At 75.9% G+C, this 25,222-nt stretch carries 22 protein-coding genes; 14 read left to right on the top strand and 8 right to left on the bottom strand.

All coding sequences use genetic code 11. The features are described 5' to 3' along the window. Positions 1 to 8: 8 nt before the first annotated feature. The 8 genes from C8054_RS28405 (at position 9) to C8054_RS28370 (ending at position 8,981) form a co-directional block, all read left to right on the top strand. The gene (locus tag C8054_RS28405) at positions 9 to 1,157 is read left to right on the top strand and encodes an exonuclease SbcCD subunit D (RefSeq protein WP_107162228.1); all 1,149 of its coding nucleotides are present in this window, start codon (positions 9 to 11) and stop codon (positions 1,155 to 1,157) included. Beyond that, entirely contained in the window at positions 1,157 to 3,631 is a 2,475-nt protein-coding gene (locus C8054_RS28400; RefSeq protein ID WP_107162227.1) for an AAA family ATPase, read from the top strand. The genes C8054_RS28405 and C8054_RS28400 overlap by 1 nt, the downstream gene beginning before the upstream one ends. Beyond that, positions 3,628 to 4,602 (top strand): hypothetical protein, encoded by a 975-nt coding sequence (locus C8054_RS28395; RefSeq protein WP_107162226.1) that lies wholly within the window; start codon positions 3,628 to 3,630, stop codon positions 4,600 to 4,602. The genes C8054_RS28400 and C8054_RS28395 overlap by 4 nt, the downstream gene beginning before the upstream one ends. After that, the gene (locus C8054_RS28390; RefSeq protein WP_107162225.1) at positions 4,602 to 5,459 is read left to right on the top strand and encodes a spermidine synthase; all 858 of its coding nucleotides are present in this window, start codon (positions 4,602 to 4,604) and stop codon (positions 5,457 to 5,459) included. Before C8054_RS28395 ends, C8054_RS28390 begins: the two co-directional genes overlap by 1 nt. Before the next feature lie 82 nt (positions 5,460 to 5,541). Beyond that, positions 5,542 to 6,243: a sigma-70 family RNA polymerase sigma factor gene (locus tag C8054_RS28385; protein WP_107162224.1), complete on the top strand. Its 702-nt coding sequence runs from the start codon at positions 5,542 to 5,544 to the stop codon at positions 6,241 to 6,243. Next, entirely contained in the window at positions 6,240 to 7,022 is a 783-nt protein-coding gene (locus C8054_RS28380; protein ID WP_107162223.1) for an anti-sigma factor, read from the top strand. The genes C8054_RS28385 and C8054_RS28380 overlap by 4 nt, the downstream gene beginning before the upstream one ends. A gap of 208 nt (positions 7,023 to 7,230) precedes the next feature. Further along, the gene (locus C8054_RS28375) at positions 7,231 to 7,887 is read left to right on the top strand and encodes a hypothetical protein (protein ID WP_107162222.1); all 657 of its coding nucleotides are present in this window, start codon (positions 7,231 to 7,233) and stop codon (positions 7,885 to 7,887) included. A 179-nt stretch (positions 7,888 to 8,066) separates the two neighbouring features. Further along, positions 8,067 to 8,981, top strand: a complete 915-nt coding sequence (locus C8054_RS28370; RefSeq protein WP_107162221.1) for a DNA-3-methyladenine glycosylase — start codon at positions 8,067 to 8,069, stop codon at positions 8,979 to 8,981. Positions 8,982 to 8,985: 4 nt separating this feature from the next. On the opposite strand, the gene C8054_RS28365 is transcribed toward C8054_RS28370, so the two are convergent. After that, entirely contained in the window at positions 8,986 to 9,513 is a 528-nt protein-coding gene (locus tag C8054_RS28365) for a DUF1990 family protein (RefSeq protein WP_233220224.1), read from the bottom strand. 45 nt (positions 9,514 to 9,558) lie between these two features. Here C8054_RS28365 and C8054_RS28360 point away from each other — a divergent pair, with 45 nt between their 5' ends. Further along, positions 9,559 to 10,035 (top strand): GNAT family N-acetyltransferase, encoded by a 477-nt coding sequence (locus tag C8054_RS28360; protein WP_107162220.1) that lies wholly within the window; start codon positions 9,559 to 9,561, stop codon positions 10,033 to 10,035. Positions 10,036 to 10,053: 18 nt separating this feature from the next. Here C8054_RS28360 and C8054_RS28355 read toward each other — a convergent pair whose 3' ends face one another. After that, positions 10,054 to 10,266 (bottom strand): hypothetical protein, encoded by a 213-nt coding sequence (locus tag C8054_RS28355; protein WP_107162219.1) that lies wholly within the window; start codon positions 10,264 to 10,266, stop codon positions 10,054 to 10,056. 135 nt (positions 10,267 to 10,401) lie between these two features. Between C8054_RS28355 and C8054_RS28350 the strand changes: the two genes are divergently transcribed. Both C8054_RS28350 and C8054_RS28345 read left to right on the top strand, forming a co-directional pair. Continuing rightward, the gene (locus C8054_RS28350) at positions 10,402 to 11,514 is read left to right on the top strand and encodes an ATP-dependent DNA ligase (RefSeq protein WP_107162218.1); all 1,113 of its coding nucleotides are present in this window, start codon (positions 10,402 to 10,404) and stop codon (positions 11,512 to 11,514) included. Between the two features lie 34 nt (positions 11,515 to 11,548). After that, entirely contained in the window at positions 11,549 to 13,144 is a 1,596-nt protein-coding gene (locus C8054_RS28345) for an alpha/beta hydrolase (RefSeq protein ID WP_107162245.1), read from the top strand. 15 nt (positions 13,145 to 13,159) lie between these two features. On the opposite strand, the gene C8054_RS28340 is transcribed toward C8054_RS28345, so the two are convergent. Further along, positions 13,160 to 14,431: a YncE family protein gene (locus tag C8054_RS28340; protein WP_107162217.1), complete on the bottom strand. Its 1,272-nt coding sequence runs from the start codon at positions 14,429 to 14,431 to the stop codon at positions 13,160 to 13,162. Positions 14,432 to 14,599: 168 nt separating this feature from the next. Here C8054_RS28340 and C8054_RS28335 point away from each other — a divergent pair, with 168 nt between their 5' ends. Beyond that, positions 14,600 to 15,748, top strand: a complete 1,149-nt coding sequence (locus C8054_RS28335; protein WP_107162216.1) for a helix-turn-helix domain-containing protein — start codon at positions 14,600 to 14,602, stop codon at positions 15,746 to 15,748. Positions 15,749 to 15,758: 10 nt separating this feature from the next. Here C8054_RS28335 and C8054_RS28330 read toward each other — a convergent pair whose 3' ends face one another. After that, a complete protein-coding gene (locus C8054_RS28330) occupies positions 15,759 to 16,241 on the bottom strand; it encodes a potassium channel family protein (RefSeq protein WP_107162215.1) in 483 nt (160 codons plus the stop codon). Positions 16,242 to 16,292: 51 nt separating this feature from the next. Between C8054_RS28330 and C8054_RS28325 the strand changes: the two genes are divergently transcribed. Together C8054_RS28325 and C8054_RS28320 are read left to right on the top strand one after the other, a co-directional pair. Continuing rightward, positions 16,293 to 16,745 (top strand): GNAT family N-acetyltransferase, encoded by a 453-nt coding sequence (locus C8054_RS28325; RefSeq protein WP_107162214.1) that lies wholly within the window; start codon positions 16,293 to 16,295, stop codon positions 16,743 to 16,745. An 82-nt stretch (positions 16,746 to 16,827) separates the two neighbouring features. Further along, entirely contained in the window at positions 16,828 to 17,385 is a 558-nt protein-coding gene (locus tag C8054_RS28320; protein WP_107162213.1) for a hypothetical protein, read from the top strand. 91 nt (positions 17,386 to 17,476) lie between these two features. Here the strand turns inward: C8054_RS28320 and C8054_RS28315 are convergent, their stop codons facing one another. From C8054_RS28315 to C8054_RS28300, 4 genes are read right to left on the bottom strand one after another with little or no spacing between them, the layout of a single operon-like run. Next, positions 17,477 to 18,190 (bottom strand): ABC transporter ATP-binding protein, encoded by a 714-nt coding sequence (locus tag C8054_RS28315; RefSeq protein WP_107162212.1) that lies wholly within the window; start codon positions 18,188 to 18,190, stop codon positions 17,477 to 17,479. After that, entirely contained in the window at positions 18,187 to 19,221 is a 1,035-nt protein-coding gene (locus C8054_RS28310; protein WP_107162211.1) for an ABC transporter ATP-binding protein, read from the bottom strand. Before C8054_RS28310 ends, C8054_RS28315 begins: the two co-directional genes overlap by 4 nt. Before the next feature lies 1 nt (position 19,222). Further along, a complete protein-coding gene (locus C8054_RS28305) occupies positions 19,223 to 21,937 on the bottom strand; it encodes an FtsX-like permease family protein (RefSeq protein WP_107162210.1) in 2,715 nt (904 codons plus the stop codon). Further along, on the bottom strand, positions 21,934 to 25,119 hold the full coding sequence (locus tag C8054_RS28300) for an FtsX-like permease family protein (RefSeq protein WP_107162209.1): 3,186 nt from the start codon (positions 25,117 to 25,119) through the stop codon (positions 21,934 to 21,936). Before C8054_RS28300 ends, C8054_RS28305 begins: the two co-directional genes overlap by 4 nt. Positions 25,120 to 25,222 lie beyond the last annotated feature (103 nt).

The following is a 25,222-nucleotide window of genomic DNA, read 5'->3' as shown; positions in this document are numbered from 1 at the left end:
GATCCACCATGAAGATCCTGCACACCTCCGACTGGCACGTCGGCAAGGTCCTCAAGGGGCAGTCCCGGGCCGAGGAGCACACGCAGGTCCTCGCCCAGGTGATCGACATCGCCCGCGAGGAGCGGCCCGACCTGGTGATCGTCGCCGGTGACCTCTACGACACCGCCGCGCCGACGCCGGAGGCGACCCGGCTGGTCACCCGCGCGCTGACCGCGCTGCGCCGCACCGGCGCCGACGTGCTGGCGATCGGCGGCAACCACGACAACGGCGCGGCGCTCGACGCGCTGCGCCCGTGGGCCGACGCCGCCGGCATCACGCTGCGCGGCAGCGTGCGGGAGAATCCGGCCGAGCACGTCATCGACGGGGTGACCCGCGACGGGGAGCGGTGGCGGGTCGCCGCGCTGCCGTTCCTGTCCCAGCGCTACGCGGTCCGCGCGGTGGAGATGTACGCGCTCACCCCGGCCGAGGCGAACCAGACCTACGCCGACCATCTCGGCCGGGTGCTCGACAAGCTGGCCGAGGGCTTCACCGAGCCGGACCGGGTGCACCTGGTCACCGCGCACCTCACCGTGGTCGGGGCGAGCACCGGCGGCGGCGAGCGGGACGCGCACACCGTGCTCGGCTACGCGGTGCCGGCGACCGTCTTCCCGGGCAACGCGCACTACGTGGCGCTGGGCCACCTGCACCGCTCCCAGCGGGTGATCGGCCCCTGCCCGATCCGCTACAGCGGCAGCCCGCTCGCGGTCGACTTCGGCGAGCAGGAGAACATCGGCTCGGTGACGATCGTGGAGGTCACCGCCACCACCGCCGCCCGGGTCCGGGAGGTGCCGGTGCCCGGCGCGGTGCCGCTGCGCACGGTGCGGGGCACCCTCGCGCAGCTCGCCGAGATCGAGCCGCCGGACGGCTGGCTGCGGGTCTTCGTCCGGGAGCAACCCCGGGCCGGGCTGCGCGAGGAGGTCCAGGAGCTGCTCCCCCGCGCGCTGGAGATCCGGATCGACCCGGAGCTGATGCCGGCGCCGGGCAGCGGCACCCGCACCGCCCAGCGGGCCGGCCGCTCGCCACGCGAGCTGTTCGCCGACTACCTGGGCAGCCGTGGGCACGCCGACGACGGCGTGCGGGAACTCTTCGACGAGCTGCTCGAGGAGGTGGAGCACTGATGCGGCCGATGCGACTGGACATGGCCGGTTTCACCGTGTTCCGCGAGGAGACCACCGTCGACTTCACCGACGCCGACTTCTTCGCGCTGGTCGGGCCGACCGGTTCGGGCAAGTCGACGGTGCTCGACGCGATCTGCTTCGCGCTCTACGGCACGGTGCCGCGCTGGGGCGGCACGCGCGGGCTGGCCAACGCGCTGGCCCCGTCGGCCACCGAGGCCCGGGTCCGGCTGGTCTTCGAGTCCGCCGGCGACCGGTACGTCGCCACCCGGGTGGTCCGCCGCGACGGCCGGGGCACTGTGAAGACGGCCAACGCCGGTCTCCAGCTCATGCCGCCCGGCTTCGACGTGACCAAGCTGGACACCGGGCTCAGCCCGGAGGATCTGGGCGACGTGGTGGCCGGCACGCCGGCCGAGATGGAGCAGGCCGTGCTGGACGCGGTCGGGCTGCCGTACGAGCAGTTCACCTCGTGCGTGGTGCTGCCGCAGGGGCAGTTCGCCGACTTCCTGCACGCGAAGCCGGCCACCCGTCAGCAGATCCTGGTGAACCTGCTCGGGCTGGGCGTCTACGAGGGCGTGCAGAAGAAGGCGGTCGAGCGTGCCGGGCAGGCCGAGGCGAAGCTGGAGACGGTCGACAAGGTGCTCGGCGGTCTCGCCGACGTGGACGACGCGCGGCTGGCCGATGCCCGGGGCCGGGTCGAGGCGGTGCGGGAGCTGGCCGGGGCGGTCGCGGCGGCCGTACCGGAACTGGAACGGGCCCGGGCCACGGCCGGTGAGCGGGCCGCGGCGCTGGCCGCGCTCGACGCCGAGCTGGGCGTGCTGGCCGGGGTGCGGTCGCCGGACGGCACCGCCGAGCTGGCCCGCGCGGTGGCCGCGGCCCGGGTGGCCGTCGACGAGGCGACCGCGGCGGTCGGGCTGGCCGAGGAGCGCGAGGAGAAGCTGCGCGGCGAGCTGGCCGCGGCCGGCGACGAGAGCGCGGCGCGCCTGCTGCTGCGGGCGTACGCCGACCGGGAGCGGTTGACCGGCGAGGCGGCGACGGTCCACGCGGCGGTCGACGCGGCGCGGGCCGAGCACGACACCGCGGTCGCGGCGCTGGACGCGGCACGGGCCGCCGCCGAGCGGGCCGAGGTCGAGCTGGAGGCGGCGTTCCGGGCGCACGACGAGGCGAAGGCCGCCGACCAGGCGGTGGCGCTGCGGGCGCACCTGGTCGACGGCGCGCCGTGCCCGGTCTGCGAGCAGGTGGTGGTCGCCGTGCCGGCGGTGCCGAAGGGTTCGGCGGTGAGTCGGGCGCTCGCGGCCGGCAAGGCGGCGCGGGCGGCCAGCGAGGCCGCCAAGCGGGTGCTGGCCGAGCACGACGCCGCCGCCCGTGACCTGGACCGGGTGCTGCTGCGGGTCCGGGCCGAGCAGGACGGGCTCGCCGCGCGGCTGGCCGAGCTGGACGGGCAGCTCGTGGACGCCGCCGCGCCTGAGGCGCTGCGGCGGTCGCTGGCCGAGCACGCCCGGCTCCGGGCGGCGTTGGACGAGGCCGGTGGCGCGGTGCGGGCCGGCAGGGAGGCCGCCCGGCGGGCGCGGGGCACGCTCGACGGCGCGCAGGACCGGTTGCGCCGGGCGTGGCGCGACTTCGACGCGGTGCGGGACGGGCTGGCCCGGTTCGGCCCGCCGGCCGCCGACCGGGACGACGTGGCGTCGGCCTGGGCGGCGCTGGCCGGGTGGGCGGGCGAGCAGGCCGACCGGCGGCGGGCCGACCGGGGCGGGTTGGCCGGGTCGGTGGACGCGGCCCGGCGGGCGGCGGCCGAGGTGTCCGACCGGATCGGCGCGTTGTTCACCGCCGCCGAGCTGGACGCGCCGGACGATCCGCTGCGCGACGCCGCGGTGGCGGTGGAGCGGGCCGAGGCGGAGTTGCGCCGGCTCACCGAGCGTCGCGAGCAGGCGGTCGAGTTGCGGGAGCAGCGGGCCGGCCACGAGCGGCAGGCGCGGGTGGCCCGCGCGCTCGCGAGTCACCTGCGGGCCAACAACTTCGAGCGCTGGCTGCTCACCGAGGCGCTGGACCTGCTGGTCGACGGCGCGTCGGGGATCCTGCGGGAGCTGTCCGGCGGGCAGTACGACCTGATGCACGACAAGGGTGAGTTCTTCGTGGTCGACCACCACGACGCCGGGCTGCGACGCGGGGTGCGGACGCTGTCCGGCGGGGAGACGTTCCAGGCGTCGCTGGCGCTGGCGTTGGCGTTGTCGGAGCAGTTGGCGGGCATGTCGACGAGCGCGGCGAGCCTGGAGTCGATCGTGTTGGACGAGGGCTTCGGCACGCTGGACGCGGCCACGCTGGACACGGTCGCCGCCACGTTGGAGAACCTGGCCGCCCGGGGGGACCGGATGGTCGGGGTGGTCACCCACGTGCCGGCGCTGGCCGAGCGGATCCCGGTCCGCTTCGAGGTCCGCAAGGACGCCCGCACCGCCCGCATCGAGCGGACCGGCCTGTGACCCGGCCGGGAGGCGCCCGGTTCTTCGTCGACTCGTGGGACCCGGCGTACGGGGCGTCGTTCGAGGCGGCCGGTGGGACCGGGCCGGCGACGCCGAGCAGCGCCCAGGTGGAGGCCGACGTCGAACTGCCGGTCACCGACTGGCGGGCGATCGATCCCCGTCCCGGGGTGCGGTCGCCGGACGTGGTGCTGCTCGTCGACGGCGTCCGCCGGATCGACGCCAGCGTCTGGACGGCCGAGGAGGACGGCGGTTCGTTCCCGGGCATCGCCGCCTCGTACGCGGCCGGGGTGGTCCGCTGCGACCTGGACCGGGGCGCCGCCGAGCTGGCCGGCGCCCGGGTGGGCCGGGGGTTGTTCACCGCCAGCCCGTCGGCGCAGGAGGTGGTGGCCGGCTCGGTCCGCTACCCGGTGCACCGGGTCGGCGGCACCGGCGAGCTGAGCAAGCTGCCGGCCGCGGTGCAGGGCCCGCTGACCGCGCTGGAGGTGGCCGTCTCGGACGCGGTCCGCGCCGACGGTGACCTGCTGGTGGTGGACGGTCCGCTGCGCAGCCGCCGCAACCTGCCGCGCACCCTGGGTTACATCAAGACCCAGCACAGCCAGTATCTCGACGCCCGGCTGACCGCGGTGGTGACCGGGCTGGCGCCGGGCCAGCGCTGCCCGGTGTTCCGGCTGGGCACCGCGTGGGGCGGCTGGTCGTGGTATCTGCGTCTGCCGGTGGCGGCCGGGGCGCCGTGGGCGGGCATCGTCCGGATGGAGTGCTCGGCCGAGCTGACCGTGCCGGAGGCGGTCGCGCTGGCGGACCTGTCCCTGGTCACGCTGCCCCGGTTCGCGTCCACCCCGTACAAGGACCCGCGCGCCCCGCAGAACCTGGTGCCGATCGCCGGGTTGGAGCGCAAGCTGCGCGGGATGCTCGGCGACGCGCGGCTGCTGCACCGGGTGCTCACCTCGGCGGCGCGTGGGATGCGGCGCTGATGGGCCGGCGGCGGGACGCCGACCGGGTGGTGGCGGACGTCGACACCGGGCGGGCCGAGCTGGTGCCGGACCGGGACCGCCCCGGTTCGTGGACGCTGCTGCTGGACGGCACCCCGCAGTCGCACGTGGACCTGACCGACCCGACGCACCTGGAGTTCGAGTACGTCCGGCGGCTGGCCGCCGCGATCGACCTGGTCGCCCCCGCCGGCGCGCCGTTGCGGGTGCTGCACCTGGGTGGCGGCGCGCTGACGCTGCCCCGGTACGTGCAGGCCACCCGGCCCGGTTCCACACAGCGGGTGTCCGAGGTGGACGGCGCGCTGGTGGAGCTGGTCCGGCGGGAGCTGCCCTGGCCGGCCGATCCCCGGTTGCGGGTGCGGGTGGCCGACGCCCGCGCCACGCTGTCGTCCAGCCGGGACGGCGGGTACGACGTGATCGTCGCGGACGTCTTCGCCGGCGCCCGCACTCCGGCGCACCTGACCTCGGTGGAGTTCGCCGCCGAGGTGGCCCGGGTGCTGGCGCCGGACGGCCACTACCTGGCGAACGTCGCCGACGGCCCGCCGCTGCGGCACGCCCGGGGGCAGGTCGCCACCGTGCGGACCGTGCTGCCCCGGGCCTGCCTGGTGGGCGACGCGGCGGTGCTGCGCGGCCGGCGGTACGGCAACCTGGTGCTGGTGGCGTCCCGGGTGGAGCCGCCGGTGCCGGAGCTGTCCCGGCGCGCGGCCGGCGACTGGTTCCCGGGTCGGGTGGTGGCCGGTGACGAGCTGGACCGGTTCGCCGGCGGCGTCCCGGTGGTCTCCGACGCGGACGCGGTGGACTCCACCCCGCCGCCACCGGGAATTTTTTCCGTCAAACGTTGATCCGATCGGCGGGGCGCTGCGTATCACCGTGCGGCCATGCCCGTGGGGGGCCGGCTGATGTCATTGGACACCGGAGGTCTGCATGCATGCGGTGGCGGCCGGCTGGCACGGCGAGGTGGCGCGGCCCGAGTGGATGTTCGCCCGGGCGCAGCCACACTCCCGCGCGTCGCGTTCGGGTCGGGGGGTCGACGCACGTCCCGCCGATCGCCAGAATGACCCGGTGCCGCCTCGACCCGCCCCCGGACGCCACCAGGCGACCTCCGCCGAGGCCAGCCACTCCGACCAGTTGATCCGGCTGCTCTACGCGGAGCACGCCGGCCCGCTGCTGATGTTCGTGATGCGACTGACCGGCGGGGACCGGCAGCGCGCCGAGGACATCGTGCAGGAGACGCTGCTGCGGGCCTGGCGCAACGCGCACCGCCTCGGGGTGCAGGGTGGTCAGGGCTCGCTGCGCCCCTGGCTGGTCACGGTGGCCCGGCGGATCGCCATCGACGAGCACCGCAGCGAACAGGCCCGCCCGGCGGAGACGTACGACCGGGACCTGACCGCGTTCGCCGAGTCGGACAGCACCGACCGGGTGCTGCGCACGATGACGGTCGCGGACGCGCTGCGTACGCTCAGCCAGTCGCACCGGGAGATCCTGGTGGCGACGTACTTCCGGGGTCGTACCGTGCCGGAGGCGGCGGAGGAGCTGGGCCTGCCGCTGGGCACCGCGAAGTCCCGGGTCTACTACGCGCTGCGCGCGCTGCGCACGGCTCTGCAGGAGAGGGGGGTGACGGAATGAGCCGGGCCGACCACATGGACGTCGCCGCGTACGCGCTCGGCGTGCTGGATCCGCAGGACATGGAACGGTTCGAGGAGCACCTGGCCACCTGCTGGGCGTGCGCGGCGGAGCTGGAGACGATGGTCCCGGTGGTGGGGCTGCTCTCCGGCATCGACGGCGAGGCGATGGCCGCGTTGGAGCAGACCCACACCGATCCGGCGCTGCTGGACCGGACGCTGGTGGCGGTACGCCGGGACCGGCGGCGGACCCGGGTGCGGCAGTTGCTGGCCACCGCGGCGGCCGTGGTGGTGTTCGGCGGCCTGAGCGGCGTCGCGGCCGGGTTCCTGGGCGACGACGCGCCGCCGGTGCCGCAGGCCGAGCCGACGCAGAGCGTGCCGACCGCGGCGCCGAGCAGCGAGCCGACCGACCCGAACCGGCCGGGTGTCGGCGGCGAGAAGGACATCGAGGGCGACGAGCACAACGCCACCGATCCGGGCACCGGCGTGACTACCACGATGTGGCTGGCGAAGAAGGAGTACGGCACGCAGATCGCCGTGCAGCTCAGCCGGCTGCCCGGGCCGCGCACCTGCCGGCTGGTGGTGGTGCGCAAGAACGCCACGAGCGAGGTGGTGGGCACCTGGTCGGTGCCGGGCGGCGGCTACGGCACCAACCAGAACCCACTCGCGCTGGAGCTGAGCGCGTCGACCTCGGCGCCGCTGGCCGACATCGAGAAGGTTCAGGTGCAGTCCGTTGACGTCAACGGCGTGGCGAGCCCGTTGGTGACCGTCTCCGACCTCTGAACCCACCGCGCCGACGGCGCCGGGCGGCCACGGCCGTCCGGCGCCGTCGTGTCGTTTCCGGACCGTTCCGTCCCGTCGTGGTGGCGCACGGGCCACGGACCGGATCGGTTCAATCCGTCCACTGTGAAATGGCCCACCCTTTTGACTTCAACCTTGACAGCACCGTCGCCCGTACTACCCGGCGAACTGCCAAGAACGAGGAGGGCACGTGGCACACCACATGCGGACGACCGTCATCGTCGCGAGCGCGATGGTCGCACTTACGGCCTGCGCCCCCGCAGGCTACGACGGGGCGAACTCGAGCGCGGCGGAGCCGGTCGCCGTCGCCGCGGCCGAACCCACCGCGGCGGCCGAGCCGGAGGCGTCGGCCTCCCCGGAGGCGCCCGCCGCCGACCAGGCGCCCCCGTCGGACGTGAAACTCACCGACGAGCTGGTCGGCAAGAAGCTGCCCCGGATGGGCAAGGTCGTCACCGACCAGGACGGCTGGGTGCTGTACCGGTTCGACAAGGACTCGTCGAGCCCGGCGCAGTCCAACTGCGTGGACAAGTGCGCCGAGGTCTGGCCGCCGGCGCTGACCGACGGCAACCCGCAGCTCCAGGGCGTCTCCGACGACAAGGTCGGCACCGTCACCCGGCAGGACGGCACCCGGCAGATCACCATCGGGGACTGGCCGGTCTACCGCTACATCGGGGACAAGAAGCCGGGCCAGTGGAAGGGCCAGGGCGTCGGCGGCACCTGGTTCGTCGTGGACCCGAACGGCAAGAAGAACCTGACCTGCCTGCCGACCGGCACCCCGAAGCCGGTCGCCCCGCCGGCGTCGGGTGGCTCCGGCGACTCGGGCGGCGGCTCGGACTACTCGTACTGACCGCACCGGACACGGTGACCGGCCGCCGCCGGGGAGGGCGCGGCCGGTCACCGTCGTGGACCCGGGAGGCGGGGCGTACCGGCATCGCCCCGCCTCCCGGCACCGACCCCACCGCCGCGCGCCCCAGGGTGCGCGGCGGTGTCCGTCGTCACGGCGCAGCCGCGTGGCAGAGTGGCGGGGTGACCTCGCCCGCCGCCCGCCGTACGCTGCGCCCCCCGGCCGGCTACCGGCTGGCCGCCTCGGTGCGGGCGTTGACCTTCAGCCCGTACGACCCCTGCGCGCGGATCGCCGCCGGCAGCTTCTGGTGGGCCACCCGCACCCCGGACGGTCCGGCCACGCTGGCGCTGCGCCCCGAGGCCGGCGAGCTGGTCGCCGAGGGGTACGGCCCGGGCGCGGCGTGGGTGGTCGACCGCGCCGACCGGGTGGCCGGGCTGGCCGACGACCTGACCGGCTTCGCCGCGCTGGCCGCCACGCACCCGCTGGTGGCCCGGCTGGCCCAGCAGCACCACGGATTGCGGATGCCGGCCACCGGCCAGGTGTTCCCCCGGCTGCTGCGGGCCGTCTTCGAGCAGAAGGTCACCGGCAAGGAGGCGTACCGGGCGTACGCGGCGACCGTGCGGCACTTCCGCGAGCCGGCGCCGGGACCGCTGCAACCGCTGCTGCTGCCGCCGACGCCGGACGCGGTGGCCGCCACGCCGTACTGGGTGTTCCACCCGTTCGGGGTGGAGCAGCGGCGGGCCGACACGCTGCGCCGCGCCGCCGCCGTCGCGGACCGGCTGGAACGCTGCGCGGACGCCGCGGAGGCGACCCGCCGGCTCACCGCGATCCCCGGCATCGGGCCGTGGACCGCCGCCGAGGTGGTCCGGATCGCGTACGGGGACCCGGACGCGGTCAGCGTCGGCGACTACCACGTGCCGAACACGGTGGCCTGGGCGTTGGCCGGGGAGCCGCGCGGCGACGACGCCCGGATGCTGGCGCTGCTGGAGCCGTTCCGGGGCCACCGGGGGCGGGTGTGCGTGCTGCTGGAGGCGGCCGGCGTGCAGGCGCCGAAGTACGGCCCGCGCGCCCCGATCCGCTCGTTCGCCCGCTACTGAGCGGTCACCGGCCGGCGCAGAGCCGACGCAGCGTCCGCCCCAGCCACCACGCGTACCCGAGCTGGAAGCCCCGGGTGACCGGCCCGGCGGCACGCACGTACCAGTGGGCCGGCCGGCTGAACGCGGTCACCTCGAACCAGGTCCCGTCCGCGTCGCGGGTGACCAGGAACGCCTCCTCGCCGATCTCCGGGTGCCCGGGCAGCGTGCCGTAGCCGAAGCCGGCCCGGTCCGGCTCGTCCACGGCCCAGACCACCTCGGTCGGTCCCCAGATCCGCGCCGGGCCGACGCCCAGCCCCGGCGTGACCCGCACCCCGGGCGCGGCACGCGGCGCGTCGGCGCGCATCACCACGCCGGCGGCGCGGTGCAGCCGCCAGCCGAGCACCGCGTCCGCCGCGACCGGAAACGCGCCGTCCGGCAGCCGGACCCGGTGGCGCAGGTGGTGGTAGCCGGCCGGCCGGCCACCGTCGCGGGTCGCGCCCACCTCGGGGTACGTCAACTCGGGCACGTCGGCCACCTCCTCGCGCGGGGACACCAGCCAGGGTACGACCGCCCGGGGCGGATGTGGTGAGCTGACCCGGTGACCGACGACGTGACCATCGCCCCCGCCGTCGTCGCGGACGCCGGTGAGATCCTCACCGTGCAGCGTGCCGCGTACCTGGTGGAGGCGCAGCGGTACCGGGACGTGTTCCTGCCCCCGCTGACCGAGACGCTGGACGAGGTCCGGGCGGCGCTGGCCGGCCCGGTCGTGGTGCTCGCCGCCCGCCGCGGAGCCCGCCTGGTCGGCTCGGTGCGGGCCCGCCTCGACGGCGACACCGCCCACGTCGGCCGCCTCGCGGTCGCCCCGGACCAGCAGGGACGCGGCATCGGCGGGCGGCTGCTGGCCGCGGTGGAGCACGCCTGCGCCGGCCGGGTGACGCGGTTCGCGTTGTTCACCGGCGCGCAGAGCGCTGACAACCTGGGCCTGTACGCCCGGCGCGGCTACCGGGTGGTGGCACACCGGCCGGACGAGAACGGCAACCGGTTGGCGGTCCTGGAGAAGGTCAGCGCCGGCTGAGGGCCGGTTCCAGGCAGGTCAGGCGGCCTCGCGGAGGTCGGCCAGGCCGACCGGCGCGTACCGCCGGAGCAGTCGCTCCAGCTCGGCCACGGAGCCCACCTCGCCGACGACGTTCGCGCCGCCGCCGTGCTCGGCCGGGTAGCGGTGCACGAGGCGGTAGCGGTACCGCCCCCGGACCAGTTCCACGCTGACCCGCCAGCGACCGCAGCATCCGCAGCTCCACTCCGGCACGCCGCGACGGTAGCTCTGACCTGCGGTTTCACCATCCGGTCGCGGGTGACGAAGGGCTCGCGGCGGGACACGCCGCACCCGGGGCGGCGGTGAGATGCCTCACGGGTGTCGGCGGGGTCTGGTTGACTGGTCGCCGTGGACCTGCCGATCAACCCGCCGGTCGAGCCGATGCTCGCCAAGAGCCTCGCCGAACTGCCCACCGATCCCGGCCTGACCTACGAGCCGAAGTGGGACGGCTTCCGCTGCATCGTCTTCCGCGACGGCGACGAGGTCGAGCTGGCCAGTCGCGGCGGCAAGTCGATGACCCGCTACTTCCCCGAGGTGGTCGAGCAGGCACGCCGCCAGCTCCCGCGCCGGTGCGCGATCGACGGCGAGCTGATCGTGATCCGCCGGGACGGTCCCGACGGGCAGCCGCGGCTCGACTTCGAGCTGCTGGCCCAGCGGATCCATCCGGCCAAGTCCCGGGTGGCCATGCTGGCCGAGACCACGCCCGCCGACTTCGTCGCGTTCGACCTGCTGGCGCTCGACGACGAGCTGCTCACCGACCGGCCCTACCCGCAGCGCCGGGAGCGGCTGGAGCAGGCCCTGGCCGGGGTCCGGCCGCCGGTGCACGTGACGCAGGTGACCACCGACCCGGCGACGGCCCGGCGCTGGTTCGAGGTGTTCGAGGGCGCCGGCCTGGACGGGCTCATCGTCAAGCCGGCCGACCTGCCGTACGAGCCGGGCAAGCGGTTGATGTTCAAGGTCAAGCACGCCCGCACGGCGGACGCGGTGGTGGCCGGCTTCCGCTGGCACAAGTCCGGCCCGGTGGTCGGCTCGCTGCTGCTGGGGCTCTACGACGACGAGGGGGTGCTGCACCACATCGGCGTCAGCTCCTCGTTCACCATGGCCCGGCGCAAGGAGCTGCTCGACGAGCTGGAGCCCTACCGCGAGGTCGGTGACGAGCACCCGTGGGCGCACGGCGACCACGAGCGGGGCCAGCGCATCCCGGGTGGGGTGAGCCGGTGGACCGGTGGCAAGAACCTGGAGTGGGAGCCGTTGCGCCCCGAGCTGGTGGTCGAGGTCGCCTACGACGCGATGGAGGGCGACCGGCTGCGGCACACCGCCCGGTTCCTCCGCTGGCGTCCCGACCGGGATCCCCGCTCGTGCGGCTACGGCCAGCTGGACCGCCCGATCCGCTACGACGTCGACGAGGTGCTGCGTGGCGATCCGGCGGCGACGGTGAGCGACACCGGCGGCCGGGCGTAGCCTGGCGGTCGACCCGATCATGGAAGGCGTCCACGTGACCCGTCTCCCCGACCGGCCCCGCCGGGTCCGGCCCGCGCTGGCCGCGTTCGTCGCGGCGCTGGTGCTCACCGCCGGTTGCACGCTGCCGGCGTTCGCGCCGCGCGCCGAGAGCGGGGGCGCGGTCGAGGCGGCCCCGCCGGGCAGCGCGCCCACCTGGCGGGCCTGCCCCGAGGTGCCGGGCGAGCTGGTCGGTCGGGGCGCGCCCGACATGCGCTACGAGTGCGCCCGGATCGCGGTGCCCCGCAACTGGGGCGCCGGGGCGGCCACCGGCGCGACGGCCGGGCCGGGCACCGGCGAGACGTTCGAGATCGCGCTGATCCGGGCCCGTTCCACCAAGCAGCGCGACCGGATCGGGTCGCTGGTGGTCAATCCGGGCGGGCCCGGGGCGTCCGGCGTGGACACCGCCGTCTACCTCTCCTTCGGCCCGACGTTCGGCGGGCTGCCGACGGCGGTCACCGAACGGTTCGACATCGTCGGCTTCGACCCGCGCGGGGTGGCCCGGTCCAGCCCGGTGAAGTGCATTCCGGATGCCGACCTGGACGCCAGTTTCGGCTACGACCCCGACCCGGAGAGCCAGGCGTCGTTCGACGGCTTCGTCGACCTCAACCGGCGCATCGGTCAGCGGTGCGGCGCGAAGTACGGCGACCAGCTCCCGCTCTACGGCACCGAGCAGGCCGCGCGGGACATGGACGCGGTGCGCGCGGCGGTCGGCGACGAGAAGCTGAGCTACCTCGGCTACTCCTACGGCACGCTGCTCGGCGCGACCTACGCCCAGCTCTACCCGCAGCGGGTGCGCGCGCTGGTGCTCGACGGCGCGGTCGACCCCCGGCAGCAGCTCGTCGCCGGCTCGGAGAGCCAGGCCAAGGGCTTCGAGCGGGCGTTCGACAACTTCTCCGCGTGGTGCGCGGCGAACGCCGGCCGCTGCCCGATCGCGCCGGACGCCCGCGGCGCGGTCACCACCGCGATCGACAAGGCCAACGCCTCCCCGGTCCGCGGCGCGGGCGGCCGGGAGGCCACCGCCGGCTGGGTCTTCTACGCGGTGATCTCGTCGCTCTACACCGAGCAGGGCTGGCAGGAGCTGGCCCGCGCGATCGACGACCTCCAGGGCGGCGACCCGGCGGGCGTGTTCAAGCTCGCCGACGCGTACGCCGGTCGCGAGGACGACGGGCGCTACTCCAACCTGTTCGACGCCAACCTGGCGGTGAACTGCGCCGACGAGACCGAGAAGCCGACCCGGGAGCAGGTCCGGTCGTTGCAGTCGCAGTGGCGGCAGAAATATCCGCTGTTCGGCCCGGCGTTGGCGGTGGGGATGCTCGGCTGTGTGGAGTGGCCGGGCGCGCGGGACCCGTACCCGACCGGGCGGGCGGTCGGTGCGCCGCCGATCCTGGTGGTCGGCACCACCGGCGACCCGGCCACGCCGTACGAGCAGACCGGGGCGCTGGCCTCGATGCTGGGCGTCGGCCGGGTGCTCACCTGGGAGGGCGAGGGGCACACCGCGTACCCGCAGACCGCGTGCGTGAACGCGGCCGTCGACGCGTACCTGATCTCGCTCACCGTCCCCCGGGAGGGGCTGCGCTGCCCCGCCCGGTGACGGTGCGGCGGCCGGTCAGCCGGCGGTCGGGGGCGTCCAGTCGGCCGGCAGGTGCCCGATGCGGACCCGCTGCGGGTGGTCGCCGACTCCGACACTGGCCACCTTCTGCCCGGTGGCGAAGTTGATGGCGGTGACCTGGTCGGCGCCGGATTCGGAGATCACGCAGTCCCGGCCGTCCCCGCTGACCGTGGCCCAGTACGGCTTGCTGGCCGGCACCAGCGTCCCCGGCAGCAGCGTGGCCCGGTCCACCACCGTCGCGTAGTCGTCCATCGTGCCGGCGACGCAGAGCCGCGAGCCGTCCGGGCTGACCGACAGCCCGTGGTGCCGGGAATCGTTCACCCAGGTGGTGCGGTCCTCGCTGGTGGCCGGGTTCTTCGGCAGCGTGGCGACGCGGGTGATCCGGTCGGCGGACACGTCGTACTCGACCAGGCCGTTGAAGAAGGACACCTGGAAGTAGAGCCGGCTGCCGTCCGGGGTGAACACCGCCGGGCGGACCGCGTCGGAGAGGTCGCGGCGGCCGGCGGCGTCCAGCCGCTCCCGCATGTCGATCACCTTGACCACCTGGTAGGTGGTGGCGTCGGCGACGGTGATCCGGCGGTCGCCCTTGGTCCAGTCGAGCCAGGGCGCGTCCAGGTCGGTGTTGACCTCGCCGATCGACATGTTCCACAGTCGATTGTCGCGGGTGAAGATGTTCTCGTGCGGCTTGTCGCCGGTGCCGAACGAGCCGAGTTGCGCTCCGGTGCGGATGTCCAGCACGTGCACCGTGTTCGAGGTGGAGGCGGAGACCGCGACCCGGGTGCCGTCCGGCGACACGGCCATGTGGTCGGCGCGGTAGCCGGAGACCGGGAACCGCCAGCGGATCGCGCCGGTGGCCAGGTCGATCGAGACCACGTCGGCGAAGCTGGGCCGGGACGCGACGAGCGCGGTGCCGTCCGGCGTGGTGTACATGTCGTCGACGAACTGGTCGTGTCCTTCCCCCGGCCCCTGCCGGATGCCGAGGAAGTAGGCCAGCTTGATCGGGTTGAGGTAGATCTCGCGCAGCCGCGCGGCCCGGTCCGGGATCACGTCGATCCGGCCGAGCTTCGCGTAGTCGCCACGGGAGCGGATGACGTCGGCGGTGCCGTCCCAGTTGTTGCCGACGAACATCACCTCCTGGAGCGCGACGGCCGCGGCGGCGGGCGTGGGCGTGGCGGCCAGCGGCGTCGGCAGGGCCAGCGCGAGCGCGGCCAGCGCGGCGAGGCCGACGCGACGGCGGGATCGGGACGGGCGGGGTGGCACGGGGGTCATGGACGCCTCCTGACAGCCGGTGGGACATCGACGTTTCTCGGTGGCTCGATCAGTGTTACCTTGCGGTAACAACCAGGAGAGCAACCGGCCGGCCACGGCGGCTAGGAACCGGACGCCAACGCCCGACCGGCCCGGTTGTGCCGCGACGACAACGGGAAGCGGGCGCCGATGACCCGGACCGGAGACGCCCCCACGTTCGGCGCGCTGCTGCGCGGCCTGGCCGGCGACGCCGCCGCCGTGGCGGAGGTGGCCCGGGCCGCCCGCGCGGACTCCCCGGAGGTGGCCCGCCTGCCGGTCGGCGAGGTCCGCCGGCAGGTGGTCCTGCTGCTGACCAGCGGGCTCGGCGCGCTGGAACGGCACGAGGATCCGGCCGGGCGGGACTTCACCGAGGCCCGCCGGTTGGGTGCCGACCGGGCGGCGCAGGGCATCTCCGTCGCCGGCCTGCTGCGCGGCGTGCAGGCCGGCCGGGACCGGGCGGTGGAGCTGGTGGTCCGGCACGGCCGGGCCGCCGGCATCCCGGACCAGGTGCTGCTGGAGGGGCTGCTCGTCATCGGCCGGTACGCCGCCGCGGTGGAGCGGGCGGTGGTGGACGGGCACCGCGCCGCCGAGCGGGAACTGGCCGGCACCGGCGCGGCGGTCCGGGCGCGACTGCTGCGCCGGCTGCTGCTCGACGGTCCGGCCGGCGCGGCCCCGACCGAACTGGCCCGCTTCGGGTTACGACCGGACGGGCGCTACCACTGCCTGGTCACCGCGCATCCCGACCCGGTGCGGTCGGACACCCTGCACCGGCAGCTCACCCGGCACGGCGGCCTGGTCGGCACCGTCGAGGACCGGCTGGCCGGCCTGCTCCCCCGGCTGCCCGACGCCGCCCCGGCCGGGCTGCTGGCGCTGGTGGCGCCCGCGCAACCGCTGGAGCGGGCCCCGACCATGTACGCGCTCTGCCTGGCGGCGCTGCGCACCGCGACCCGTCGCCGGCTGCGCGGCCTGCGTCGGGTGACGGACCTGGCCGGGGAGACCGCGCTGGCCGCCCAGCCGGCGCTGGCCGAGCTGCTGCGGGGCGCGTTGCTCGGCGCGCTCGACCCGGCCGACGAGTTCCACCGGGAACTGGCGGCCACGGCGCTCGCCTGGCTGGATCACGGCCAGCGGCTGGACCAGACCGCGGCGGCGTTGCACGTGCACCCCAACACGGTGCGGTACCGGCTGCGCCGGCTCCGGGAGGTGACCGGCGGGCCGCCGGTCGAGGAGGGCGCCCGGTGCACGGTGCCGGAGACCGTGCATTGGTGGTGGGCGCTGCGGAGCTGGCTGGACGGGTGCTGACCCACCGGCCTCACCGGCGACGGCGCCGGACCCGGGGCCCGCCGGGCCCGGTCTCGGGCGTCGGGCGGGGCGCCTCGGGCAGCACGACGCCCTGCCGGGCGGCCATCTCCTCCACCAGCGCCCGCAGCCGCCGGACGTCGGCCTTCAACTCCTCCTGCTCGGCGTGCTCGAAGGCGTCGTCGTCGACGATCAGCCGGCTGGCGAAGTGCGCGGTGATCAGCGGGATCACCAGCAGCACCATGGTGGAGATGAGCAGCGCGGCGAGGAACCGGCCGGCGAACGTGGTCGGGGAGATGTCGCCGTACCCGACCGTGGACGCGGTCACCACCGCCCACCAGACCGAGTCGGCGGCGCCTTTCTGCTCGGCCTGGCTGTAGAGCACGCCGGCCACCACGATCATCAACAGGTACGAGGTGATCAGCGTCCGGGGCGAGTTGGCGAACCAGACCAGCCCTCGGTAGATCCAGCGGAACGGCAGCAGCACAAGGTCCATGGCGTCATGCTGCCCGGCCATCGCCACCCGCCGTTGTGCCAGGCTGGTCGGATGACCGAGGTGATCTTCCGGGAGGCGGTCCGCGCCGACCTGCCCGACGTGCTGGCCCTGCTCGCCGACGACGTGCTGGGCCGCACCCGCGACCGGCCCGAGGTCGACGCGGCGTACGAGCGGGCGTTCGCCGATCTGGACGCCGACCCGCGCAACCATCTGATCGTCGCCGACGACGGCGGTGAGCTGGTCGGCTGCTTCCAGCTCACGTACATCCCGGGGCTGGGCCGGCACGGCGCGGAGCGTGCGCTGATCGAAGCCGTGCGGGTCCGCGCCGACCGGCGCGGCCGGGGATTGGGCCGGACGATGATGCGCTGGGCGATCGACCGGGCCCGCGAGCGGGGCTGCGCGCTGGTGCAGCTCACCACCGACAAGCAACGCGCCGACGCCCACCGCTTCTACCGCGACCTGGGCTTCGTGGCCAGCCACGAGGGGATGAAGCTGGCCCTGTAGGGGGTCCCGGCTCACGCCGGCGGGGGAGGCCGCGCGCCCGGCCGCCGACCAGGCTGGAGGCATCCACCGCCGAGGAGGCCCGATGCCCGCCGACACGCTGTCCCCGCCCGCGGCCCACCCGTACGACGGCCGCCCGCCGCCACGATGGGCGGTCCGCGCCGCCCACCTGATCCCGCTCGTCGTGCTCCCGTCCGGGTTGTGGCGGGTCGCGCTGGTGGCCGGTCTGCCGATCGGCGCCGTGGTGGCCGGCGTCCCGATCCGGCCCGGCTTCGGCGAGAGCGTCTACATCGTCGCGCTCAGCCTCGTCTCGGAAGGACTGGCACTGCTCGCGCTGGGCCTGGTCCGCCCGTGGGGCGAGGTGTTCCCCCGCCGGCTCCCGTGGCTCGGTGGCCGGCGGGTGCCGCCGCCGTTCGCGGTCACCGCCGCCACCGCCGGCGCCGTCGCGCTCACTCTGATCTGGGGGTACGCGATGTGGGGCGCGCTGGTGCACGGCAACGACCTGGGGGTGCCGGCCGGTGGCTTCGCGCTCCTGGTCGGCTGTTACGCCCCGCTGCTGCTCTGGGGCCCCCTGCTGCTGGCCGTCACCTGGTCCTACCACCATCGCCGCACCCCACCCCCACCCCACACCTTCGCGCCCTGATTCACGGAAAGCGTGGTCATCCCGGCCCGAATGACCACGCTTTCCGTGAATCAGGGCGCGACAGGGGGGGGTGAGGGTGTCGGGAGTGGGGTCAGTCGGTTACCAAGTGGCCGTCGCGTAGCACCAGGGTCCGGTCGGCCAGCTCGATCAGCGCCGGATCGTGCGTGGCGACAAGCGCGGTCATGCCTCGGGCGTGCACCACGGCACGGATCAGGTCCATGATCGAGCGGCCGGTCTCGGAATCGAGCTGACCGGTCGGCTCGTCGGCGATGAGCAGGTCCGGCTCGTTCGCCAACGCCCGGGCCACCGCCACCCGCTGCTGCTGGCCGCCGGACAACTCGTACGGGCGCTGCGCCGCGTGCGCGCCCAGCCCGACCAGTTCCAGCAGCACCGCCACCCGCTGCTCCCGCTCCGCCGCCGGCACCTTGGCCAGCCGCAGCGGCACCCCGACGTTCTCCGCCGCGGACAGGATCGGCACCAGACCGAACGTCTGGAAGACGAAACCGACAGTGCCCCGGCGCAGCGCCAGCAGCTCCCGTTCCCCCGCCGACGTCACGTCGTGCCCGGCCACCTCGATCCGGCCGGCGTCCGGCCGGTCCAGCCCACCGATCAGGTTCAGCAGCGTGGTCTTGCCGGCCCCGGACCGGCCGCGCACGGCGACCAGTTCCCCCCGGCCGGCGGTGAGCGAGACGTCCCGTACGGCGTGCACGGCGTGCTCCCCCCGGCCGAACGTACGGCTCACCCCCTCGACCCGCACCACGTCCTCGACCGGTGTCGCCGGCAGCACCACGGCCTGGTCGGTCATCGCTCGTTCTCCTCGGCGTGCGTCCGGTCGCCGGGGCGGACCTCGACGTGGTCGGGTTCCAGGTCCAGCCGGACCCGGTCGCGCAGGGCCAGCGCCTCCACGAACGGCGCCGGCAACTGCATCCGGCCGGTCCGGTCGAGCACCGCGTACTCCTCGCTGACCAGCTCGGTGCCGCCGTCGGCGGTGACCCGCGCGGTCCGGCGTACCTCGGAGGCGGTCCGGCCGTCGCGGATGGCGACGGTCCGGCGGACCTGGCCGGACACGGCGTGGTCGTGGGTGACCACCACGATGGTCACCCCCAGCTCGGCGTTGATGGTGCGCAGCGCGGCGAAGACCTCCGCGCCGGTCGCCTCGTCCAGCTCGCCGGTCGGCTCGTCGGCGAAGAGGATCTCCGGGTCGTTCGCCACCGCCACGGCCACCGCGCACCGCTGCTGCTCGCCGCCGCTCATCTGACCCGGCCGGCGGTCCGCGCAGTGGCCGACCCCGACCAGGTCGAGCAGCCGGCGGGCCCGCTCCCGCCGGTCCCGCCGGCCGCCGGACCGCCGGGCCAGGCGCATCGGCAACTCCACGTTCTCCACCGCGGTCAGGTACGGCAGCAGGTTGCGGCCGGTCTGCTGCCAGATGAAGCCGACCATCTCCCGCCGGTACGCCAGCCGCTTCCGGTTCGACAGGGCGAGCAGGTCGTACTCGGCCACCCGGGCGATACCGGCGGTCGGGGTGTCCAACCCGGACAGGATGTTGAGCAGGGTGGACTTGCCGGAGCCGGAGGCGCCCACGATCGCGACCAGCTCGCCGCGGTCGATGACCAGGTCGAGGCCCTGGAGGGCGACCACCTCGACGCCCTCGGTCTGGAAGATGCGCACCAGCCCGTCGCAGACGATGTGCCCGCGCAGCCGGTCCCGTCCGCCGGCCCGTTCGGCGGCGCGCGCCGCGGCACGCTGTTGCAGGGTGGCCAGGTCCGGCACGGCCGGCGGCGGTCCGGGATCGTGGCGCGGCGCCGGACGCGCCGAGCCGGAGGCGGTCGCGGTCATCTCAGCTCTCCTCTCCGAGCCGCAGCACCTCGCCGAGGCGCATCCGGCGGTTGTTCACGGCCTCCACGGTGATCGCGAAGCCGAGGGCCAGCAGGGCCAGGGCGGACACCCCGGCCACCAGGCCGGGTTCGAACGCCGGACGCACGGTCACCCCGCCGGTGAACGCGGGCAGTCCGAGCACCGGGGTGAGCAGCAGTGGCAGCAGCGCGCCGACCACCGCCCCGGTGAGCACCGACACCAGCACCAGCGGCGTCAGCTCGACCAGCAACAGGCCGCGCCACTGCTGTCGGGACAGGCCCATGGTGCGCAGCCGGGACAGCACCTGTCCCCGGGACCGGGCGCCGGCGAGCACCGCGAACGCGAGCCCGAGCAGGCCCAGCACCGCGCCGCCGCCGGCGCCGAGCACGAACCCGAACACCAGCAGCCCGTTCACACCGCTGCCGCCCAGCTCGGCGCGGACGTCGGCGCGGCTGGTCACCTGCGGCGGGCGGGCCCGGTCGCCGGTCTCCACCGTCCCGATCCGCAGGTAGCGGCGCTGCCCCTCGGCCGCCACCCGGTTCACCGCGGCCCGGTCCGCGCCGGGCCCGGCCAGCACGAAGCCGGTGGGGGCGAGCGGGTGCGGGGCGTCCGCCGGCAGGCTCGGCCAGGGCAGCACCACGAACCGGGTCGCCTCGCGGTCGACGAGCGCGAACCCGTCGACGGTGGCGGCGACGCGCAACGGCAGCCGGTTGCCCTGCACGTCCAGCCAGGCGGGACGGCGTCCCTCGGCGTCCGCGAGCCCGGCGTCGGCCAGCTCCGCGGCGACCGTCGGGGACACCAGCGCCGGCAGCGGGGCACCGCCGTCGCCGCCGCCGAGCAGCGGGCCGGGCACGCGCACGGGTACGCCGGCGCGTCGGGCCACCTCGGCGAACCGGTCGCCGTCGACCATCAGCACCCGCAGCTCCCGGATCGGGGCCGGCCGGCCGGCCCGGTCGGCGTACGGGCGCTGGGCCCGCACCGCCAGCAGCGGAGCCACCGCGCGGACGCCGGGCAGCGCGGCCAACTCACCGGCGGTGTCCGGCGCGAACCGCTCGCCGTCGACCAGCAGGTCGCCGGGGACGGCGCGGGCGGCGGCGGTGTCCCGGCCGGCCTCGATGCCGGTCGCCACCACCCCGCAGAACGCGGCGGTGGCGACCGCCAGCACCACCACGACCAGCGGTCCGGTGCTGGCGGCCCGGCCGGCGCGGGCGGTGCCGAGGAACGCGACGCTGCCGCGCGCCCGCGCCGTCACGCGGCTGAGCAGCCGCAACGGCCACGGGTACGCGCGCAGCGCCAGCAACGCCGCGGCCACCGCCAGCAGCACCGGCACGGAGACCAGCAGCGGATCCACCGATCCCGGCGTGAGCCCCCGCCGACGCAGCAGGAACGCCCCGAGCACGGCGATCCCGAGCACCGTCACCTCGACGGTCAGCCGCAGCGCCGGCGACCGGCCGCCGAGGTCGGCGCGACCGGCGACCCGACGGCCCACCGCGAGCGCCGCCAGCGGCGGAAGCAGGGTGGCCAGCACCGCGGCGACCAGCACCCAGCGCGCCGACGCGCCGGCGCCGGGCAGCAGGCCGGCGAGCAGCCAGCCGATCCCGGCCGCCGCCGGCAGCACCAGGGCGGACTCGGCCAGGCCGCGACGCAGCACGTCGCCGGTCGAGCCGCCGCGCGCCCGGACCAGGTGGAACTCGGCGCGGCGGCGACTCGCGGCGAGCCGGGCGGCCAGCAGGGCGAGCCCGGCCAGCGTGGCGAGCAGGCCGGCGGCGATGACCGCCAGCAGCGTACGGGCGGCGGCGAGCGAGGCGGCGAAGCGGCGCAGCGGAACGTCCACGCCCTGGGTCAGCGTGACCGAGGCGGGCCGGGTCCGTTCCAGCTCGTCGACGCCGGCGATCAGCGCGTCGAGCCGGCCGGCGGCGAGCCGGTCCGGGGCGATCCGGTACCGCCAGCCGAAGGCGACCGGCCAGCCGGCGGCGACGGTGGCGTCGATGCCGGCGTCGCCGGTGTAGGCGACGGCCACGAACGGGTCACCGTCCCCCTCGGGCGGGGTGAGGCGCAGCATCGACGGCAGGGCGTCCCAGACGCCGTTGCCCGGGTCGTTCGGCCGCCACACTCCGACCAACTCGACCGGGCGGGACGTGGGCGGGCTGCCGTCCGGACTGAGCAGCGACAGGCGGAACCGGTCACCGGGGCGGACGCCGAGCCCGGCGGCCACCGGGTCGGCGAGCGCCACCTCGATCGCGCCGGCCTCGGTGACGCCGCGTTCCGGCCACCGCCCGCCGGTCAGCGTGGCCGCCTCGCGCAGCCCGGTGCCGCCGCGCAGGACGAGGTCGATCAGCCCCTTGTCGGTGGAGAGCGTCGGGCCGCGCAGCCGACCAGGCACGGTCTGCGCGGCGTACCAGCGTTGCCCGATGACGTCCCGGACCGCGTCCGGCATCCGGTCCTCGATCGCGGCGAGCTGGGCCGCCTGCGTGGCGAACTGGTCGCCGGTCGTGAACGTGGTCGGCGCGGTGGCGTACGTGACGTCGCGCCGGGCGGCCGGCTGCCCGGCCACGTACTCGGTGAGCCCCTGGCCGGTGAGCCGGTCGGCGACCCGCGGCACGCCGGTGATCAGCAGCGCGGTCACCGCGGTCAGCACGGCGAGCAGCAGGAACTGCCCCCCGTACGCCCGGACCCGCCCGACGGCGCCTGACCTCATTGCTCTCCCCCGATCCGGAGCTGAACCGCGGCGATCCGCTGGCGGATGCCGGTGGTGACGACGGCGGCGAACGCGAGCGCGGCGAGCAGCAGCCCGGCGGCGGTCAGCCCGACCGGCGGCCAGGGCACCGTGAAGACCGCCTCGGGCACCGGCCGGCCGGCCGCCGGGGTGAGGATCACCAGCGGCACCATGGTCGCCGCCACCACGGCCCCGACCAGCAGCCCGACGCCGACCCCGATCGCGGCCAGGAACGTCTGCTCGGCCAGGTAGGCGCGGGCCAGCAACCGGCTGGTCGCGCCGAGCGTGGTGAACACGGCGAACTCGGTGAGCCGGCGTCGGGTGGTGGCCCACCCGTCCACGGCCAGGCCGACCAGGGCCAGCAGCACCGACCCGAGCGCGGCGGCGAGCAGCCCGGTGCGGGCCCCCCGCCAGTACGGGTCCCGGGCGGCCTCGTCGGCCACCTGTCGCCGGTCGTGCAGGATGGTGCCGTCGGCCCCGGTGAGCGCCCGCGCGGCGGCGGTGTGCCCGCCCGGCCCGGTCCGCAGCCACCACTCGGCCACCGACCGTACGCCGCCGCGCTGCTGGAGCATCTGCTCGGCGGCGGCGGGCAGATCGAGGAGCACCCCGTCGCCCTCGGTGCCGGGGACCGCGGCGACCTGACCGACCACTGTGACGTCCAGCGTCACCTCGGCCAGCGACAGTTTGAGCGAGTCACCGGTGCGTACGCTCAGCGCCGCCGCCACGCCCGGGGTGATCAGCACCGGCACCGGCGGGGCGTCGGACCGGGGCACCACCGCGAAACGGGACGGCGGCGTGCCCGCGTACTGCAGGAGGCCGTCGGGCACCCGGAAGCTCCGGGTCGCGTCCACCGTGGTCGGGGTGGTCTGCGCGCCGCCCTGCGGCCCGGTCGCCGGATCGACCACCTGCCAGGCGCCGGTGAGGGGCAGCGGCAGCGCGACGCCCCCGGCGTCGGTGAGCCGCAGCCCCGCCACCAGCAGCCGGTAGGAGCGGCCGACCACGTCGCCGCCGTCGGCCTCGAAGCCGACCAGCCGCAGCGGCACACCACCGGTGTCGGGCAGCGCGACGGAGAAGCGCACCGGCCGGCCGTCGCCGTCGGCCTCGGCCAGCCGCAGCCGCCAGGCGGCACCGGCGTCGGTGGTGAACAGCGCGGTCACGGCCACCGTGGGCGGCGTGTACCTGGTGTCGACCGGGGTGCTGACGGTCCCGGACAGCGTGCGCGCCGCCGCCGGCAGGAGGGTCCCGGCGGGCGTGCCCCGGCCACCCGCCAGCCGATCCAGCAGCGCGGCGGTGGACGCCCCGCCGTCGGCGTCGTCGAGCCGGAGCATTCCGCGCGCGGCGGCGGCGTCCAACGCGACGGCGGTGGCCGGGCGGGACTCCCGACCGACCCGGATGTCGTCCCGCCAGGCCGGCAGCACCCGGTCCAGCCCGGGTACGGCGGCCAGCGCGGCCGTCCGGCCGTCGGGGGCGGTGCCGTCGCGTTCGGTCAACCGCAGGTCGGTGCCGACCGTGTGCCAGGCCTGGTCCCGCTGCGACCGTTCCCAGGAGGCCACCAGCGACCAGGCCAGCGTGCTGCCGCCGACGGCGAGCGCGAGCAGCAGCACCGGCCCGGCGTGCGGGCGGCGGCCCGCCTGCCACATGCCGAACATGGTCGCGTTCCACGGTCGCCTGTCGACGAGCCGTTCGGCGAGCCGGGTGGCCGGCGGCAGCAGCCGCAGCGCGATCACGGCGCCGGCCAGCACGCCGATGGTGGGCGCGGCGGCGAGCAGCGGGTCGATGCCGAGGCCGCCGTTCGCGCCGGCCAGCGGCGAGGAATACTGCCGCAGCTGGGTCCAGGCGAGCACGGCCAGCGCCACCAGCGCCACGTCGACGCTGGCGCGTTGCACGGCCGCACCCCGACTCGGCCGGGAGCGGGCGGCCATGTCGGCGACGTAGGTGCCGGCCCGACGCAGGGCCGGCACCACCATGGCGAGCAGGCAACCGACCGCGGCGGCGAGCGCCACCAGCCAGCCCCGGGCCAGGCCGCCGTCGGCCAGCCCCAGGTCCGCGCCGAGGTGCCGGACCGCCTGCCCGGTCAGCACCGGGGCCAGCAGCACGGCCGGCGCCACCACGAGCGTCGCCTCGCGTACGGCGAACCCGGCGAGCTGGCCACGCGCGGCGCCCCGGGCCCGCAGCAGCGCGGTCTGGGCCCGCCGGTCCTCGTTGAGCAGCGCGGCGACCAGCACCAGCGCGTACCCGCCGAGCACCACGATCAGCAGCAGCGGGGTGAGCAGGGCGGACCGGCCCACCAGGTCGGCCCGGCCGAGCCGGTCCACCAGCCGGTCCAGGTGGCTGACCTGCTGCGCGGAGGAACCCAGGCCGGTGGCCGTGGGCAGCCGCTCCGTGACGTCGGCCAGCGCGGCGGTGACGGCGGGCAGCCGGCCCGGCTCGACGCCGGTCAGGTCCGGGACGGCCAACCAGGCCGCCGAGACCGAGCCCGGGAAGGTACCCGCGAAGTCCGCCGGATCCAGCGCGAACGGCCCGTACGAGGTGCTCGCCGCGTCGCCCTGGCTGTCGCCGACGCCCGGGGCGAGCCGCCAGTACGCGTCGGCCGCGTCGCGGGGCCGCCACGTGCCGACGACGATCACCGCGCCCGGCCGTTCCGCCGCCCGGTCGAACAGCGGCACCCGCTCCCCGACCACCAGGCCGAGCCGCGCGGCCACCTTCTCCGGCACCGTCACCTGCAACGGAGCGGTGCCGGGCGTGGGCCACGTCCCGGCGGTCAGCTCGGCGCGCGCCGGCAGGTCGTCAAGGGTGGCGAGGTTGGCGAACATCGGGTCGTCGTCGGTGCGGGCGGCGCCCACGTCGCCGGTCAGCTCCCGCCCGGTGCCGTAGCGGGCGGCGGCCACGGTGACCGGCACCCCGCCCAACCGGCCGGCGAACTGCGCCCGGACCGCACGGTCCCGCTCCGCGAACGCCGCCGCGTCGGCGCCGCCGGAGCCGCTGACCAGCAGGCTGCGTTCCTCGGGCGGGGCGGCGTCGAGCACCGCCCGGGCACCCGCCTCGACCGCCCGCCGGTTGTAGTCGGAGAGCCCGGTGACCAGCCCGACCGCGACGAGCGCCGCGACCGCGGCGGCGAGCAGCAGCCCGCGGGCCTCGACCGCCCGCCTCCACACCAGCTTCATCCGACGTCCTTCCCTGGCCCGGGTGAGCCGATGACCAGGAAGACCCTCCACCCCCACGAAAAGGTTCGCGCCCGTTACATGATCGTTACCCCCACCCCCACCA

The organism is Micromonospora sp. RP3T (assembly GCF_003027925.1).
Classification (GTDB): domain Bacteria; phylum Actinomycetota; class Actinomycetes; order Mycobacteriales; family Micromonosporaceae; genus Micromonospora.
Note: the sequence above shows the minus strand (reverse complement) of the source record. Positions and strands in the feature narration are given on the sequence as shown.